Annotated in this window: 2 protein-coding genes; one reads left to right on the top strand and one right to left on the bottom strand. The window is 58.0% G+C overall.

The features are described from left to right. Positions 1-433 precede the first annotated feature (433 nt). The gene (locus AB7E65_RS12105) at positions 434-2,623 is read left to right on the top strand and encodes a methyl-accepting chemotaxis protein (protein ID WP_072286976.1); all 2,190 of its coding nucleotides are present in this window, start codon (positions 434-436) and stop codon (positions 2,621-2,623) included. A 27-nt stretch (positions 2,624-2,650) separates the two neighbouring features. On the opposite strand, the gene AB7E65_RS12100 is transcribed toward AB7E65_RS12105, so the two are convergent. Then, entirely contained in the window at positions 2,651-3,835 is a 1,185-nt protein-coding gene (locus AB7E65_RS12100; RefSeq protein WP_428746034.1) for an MFS transporter, read from the bottom strand. Between the last annotated feature and the right edge of the window lie 491 nt (positions 3,836-4,326).

The following is a 4,326-nucleotide window of genomic DNA, read 5'->3' as shown; positions in this document are numbered from 1 at the left end:
ACGGCTTCCAGGGCCGCGATGCAAACCGTCCGGCAGCGATAACATTCTATCATCCTTACCCTAAATCAGCTGACAAAAACACTGCCGTTACCTTTTCCAGCCGACCAGAGCATCGCCTGCCGCCGTCGAGGACAGCATGACAGCCGAGAAGAATCGTTCGGGGCCAGAAATCTCACCTATTTTAATCACCGGCAATCGATGCTATATTTTCACACGAAGTTCAGATCATAGAATAATGTTGTCGAAAAAACATTTTCCTCCAACTCTGGACCGGTCTCCACTTTTCCCTTGCAATACCCGCCCATCTGACTGTAGCCGCTGAGCGCCCGAGGCTCTGGTGCGGAACGGCCGGCAAGGGTGCCAGCCAGAGGACGGCCGCTCGGCCGGGAACCGACGGGCCGGTAAGCGGTTTAATTCTCCGAAGAGGATCGTGATGAAAATCCAGGGAAAAATCATCGCCATGGGGGTTGCCCTCGTGGTGTTGACCGCCGCAGCAATTGTCGGCATTACCCATTTTCAGGAAAAGCGCATCGGCCAGCGAGTAACCGGCATCATCGAAAACCAGGCACGCCAGGAAACCGCCAAGGTAGCTCGCAGCATTCACCTGATGTGCGAGGTCATGCGCGAATCGGTGACCGAAACGGTGCTCAACAACCTCAAGGTCGCCGACACCCTGCTGCATCGGGAAGGAGGTATTTCCTTCGCCCCCACGACGATCCGATGGGTCGCGGTAAACCAGTTCACCAAGGAAACCAGATCCCTTGTTCTGCCTAAAATGCTCATCGGCAACCGGTGGTTCGGGCAGAATCGCGATGCCGCCCACCCGACGCCCCTGATCGATGAAGTACATCAACTCGTTGGCGGCACCACCAGTGTCTTCCAGCGCATCAACGAAGATGGCGACATGCTGCGCATCGCCACCAACGTTATTCAAACCAACGGCATGCGGGCCATCGGCACCTATATCCCGGCCCTCAATCCCGATGGCACCCCCAACGAAGTTGTCAAGGCGGTGCTGCGCGGCGAAACCTTCCTGGGACGGGCCTTTGTGGTCAACGCGTGGTATATCACGGCCTATCAGCCAATCTGGGATAAAGGCCACAAAGAGGTGGTCGGAGTACTTTACCATGGCGCCAAGCAGGAGAATGTCGCCAGCTTGCGGCAGGGCATCAAAGCCATGCAGGTCGGACAGACCGGGGAAGTCTTTATCCTGGGAGGCAAGAACGAACATCGTGGGGTGGTGCAGATAAGTCGCCAGGGCAAGCTGGAAGGTACCAGCCTGCTGGATCTGCAGGACCACCGGGATGGCCGGTTCTTCATCCGCAGCCTGATCGACAAGGCCCTGGCCCTGCATACCGACAACGAATCGGATATCCCGGTGGCTTTCGAACAGTTTGCCTTCCGCGGAAAGGGCGAGAAAAACCCCCGCTTGCGCACCGCTGCAGTCGCCTATTTCGAGCCGTCGGACTGGATCATCCTCGCCGTGTTCAACGAAGACGACCTGCAGGCCGCACAGGACTCGGTCAAGGCCGGGCTGTTTTCCATCATCCGTTCGGCTACCGCTGTCGCTGCCATGGTGCTGGTGCTGGCGGTTGTCATTGGCCTGCTGATGGCGCGCAACATCAGCAGGCCGCTCAAGCAGACCCTTGACATGATTCTGAACCTGGAGGAAGGCAAACTTGACCAGAGGCTGAACATGACGCGGAGGGATGAAATCGGTGAGATCGCCGGCGCGGTCGATCACTTTGCCGACAATTTGCAAGAAGAAATCCATACCGCCTTTGACAGACTCGCCCAGGGCGACTTCACCTTTAAAGCCAAAGGCCTGATCGCCAAACCGCTGGCCCGGGCCAACGTTGCACTGAATGAACTGGTGCAGGAAATTCAGGACATAGCGGATCAGGTCGCCAACTGCGCGACCCACGTATCGGCAAGCCAGGAAGCACCGACCGCCGAATCGCCTCACACGACGGACAGCGAAACCCTGCAAGAGGAAATGGCGCATACCGTTGCGGAAATGAACGCCTCGGCTGAAGACATATCCAAAATCATCAAGCTCATCGACGAGATCACCTTTCAGACCAACCTGCTGACGCTCAATGCAGCCATGGGAGCGACACGCGGCGGTCAGCGGACCAAAGGTTTTGCTGTCGTCGCCGAGGAAGTGCGCAATCTCGCCGCACGCAGTGGGCGGGCGGCCAAGGAAACCGCCGACCTTCTCGAAAACACTGCGGATGGCAGCGGATCCGATTCCGAACTGGCCGATCACACTGCCCAGACCCTGCGCAAAATCGTTGCCGGCATCGGAAAAATCACCGATCTGGCTTCCGAAATTGCCGTGGCCAGCAGGGAACAATCCCTCGGCGTCAACCATGAACCGGAACCGGTAACCGAATCAGAAGATTTGCAAAAAGGGTCAGCCTCTGATCTGGAAAGCACCGTGCCCACCGAAACTCTCGCCCAACAGGCACAGCGGCTCAAGGAGTTGCTTTCCAACTTCAAGGTCATGCAGAAAAACAACCTGGCTGCCTGGACCGAACTGCAAACCCAGGCCATCGCACGCAAGGCCCAGAATCAATCGAAACGCCTGACCAATGGCAGGGAACCGACAAAGCCCGGATAGCACCCCCACCACAACCGATGCCGGTCATCAGCGCTGCATCCCGCCCCCCGGACGGTCCACCGCCCGGGGGAGCACCATCAATCCGCAGACAAGTACCAGGCCGGCAACCACAAACAGAACCTGCAGCCCCAGGTACTCGCCGATATAACCCAGCAGGATGGAACCGGCGAAATTGCCGCCGTCAAGGGCACCGGTATAGATGCCGGTGATCTTGCCGCGAATTTGCGACGGTTCGCCGCGCACCGCCAGAGAGTTGAGTGAGGGAAACAGCAGCCCGTGGCCACAACCGGTGACAGCCCCGAGCATGGCAAGGGTGAGACCGTGTTGAACAAGGGAAATGCCCGCCAGACCTGCTCCTGTAAGGACAAGGGCGTAAGGAATAACGCGCAGTTCGCCGACCCGGTCGGCCAGACGGCCTCCCGACAGCCGCACTGCCGCCGCAGCCAGGGAATAGGCGACAAAAAACCACGAAACATGAGCAATACCCCGCGCCGCCGCCAACGGCGCAACAAAATTACCGGCGCCGGCCTGCCCGACACCGAACATGACCGCAAGCAGCGCGACGGTCAATATCTTGGTGCGCTTCAATATGCCAAAAAAAGTCGCCTCGCCATCTGCCCGAAGGCTTTCGGCCAAAGGCTCGGCCAGCGGCAGGTGGGCGACCAGCCCGATACAGGCAAGCAGCGATGCAGCTCCGAACATGGCGGTAAAGCCGTAATGATTGAGAGCAAATTCAGCCAGGGCGGGGCCGACCGCCATGCCAATCAACCCGGAAATGCCGAACATGCCGATCCCCTCGTTGAGGCGTTCCGGAGGCACGATATCAGCCACATAGGTAAAGGCTGCGGTAAAACAGGTTGCCATGCCGACGCCGTGCAAAATGCGCAAGACCAGCAGGTAAGGATAAACCCCTGCAAGAGGACCGGACAGCAACATATAGCCGACCGGCAGAACAACCATCATTAAAGATCCGATGGTGAAACTGCGCCGTCGCCCGGCGCGATCGACCAGATTCGAAACCCAGGGACGGCACAGCGTTGCCGCGAGGCCGAACAGGCCCATGATAATGCCGATGTCGGCCTCCGACCCTCCGCGATCCTCGATAAACAGGGGGAAAAGAAAGAACACCCCGAAACCGGCGGCCGTGGAAAAGTTGGCCAACGACATGGCCCAGAAGGCGCGGCTGTATAATCGCGGAGCGGCATCCGTCATGTTGGCTCCTCGTGCTTTCCGCCGGGGCTGGTGGAACTTAAAAGGGTTGCATTCAACCGACCTGCCCGATATTTATGTAGTGTCCATCCGGAAACTCCGGATGGATAAAGCGTAGTTTTCATATGGGAAACGAGCCATTTTTCGTTGTGGCAAGGGAATCGAGGGATTGAGCGAAGGCGTACATCGGTACACCGCATCACGCGCAGGATAGCAAAGTGAACAGCCTCCGGCTGCCCGAAGGGCGAGGGCCAGGGATGGCCCGAGTGACAAGCAAGCCTGCGGATTGACGCCGCCACGCCGGGAAAGAGCCGTTTCCCGATAATTATTTTGCAGCATCGATATTTCACCCGGAACCGTCAACATCGTAAAGGAGATGATATGAAAGAAAGCGGTCGTTGACCGCTCCGGGGGTAAGATAGAGCTTTCCGGAGTAGATAGGCTATAGGCTGGATGTTGTACTGGGGCGTTGACCCTGAAAAGGAGATTAGACT

The organism is Syntrophotalea sp. (genome assembly GCF_050253115.1).
Classification (GTDB): Bacteria; Desulfobacterota; Desulfuromonadia; order Desulfuromonadales; family Syntrophotaleaceae; genus Syntrophotalea; species Syntrophotalea acetylenica.
This window is presented reverse-complemented; position numbering and strand designations above follow the sequence as displayed.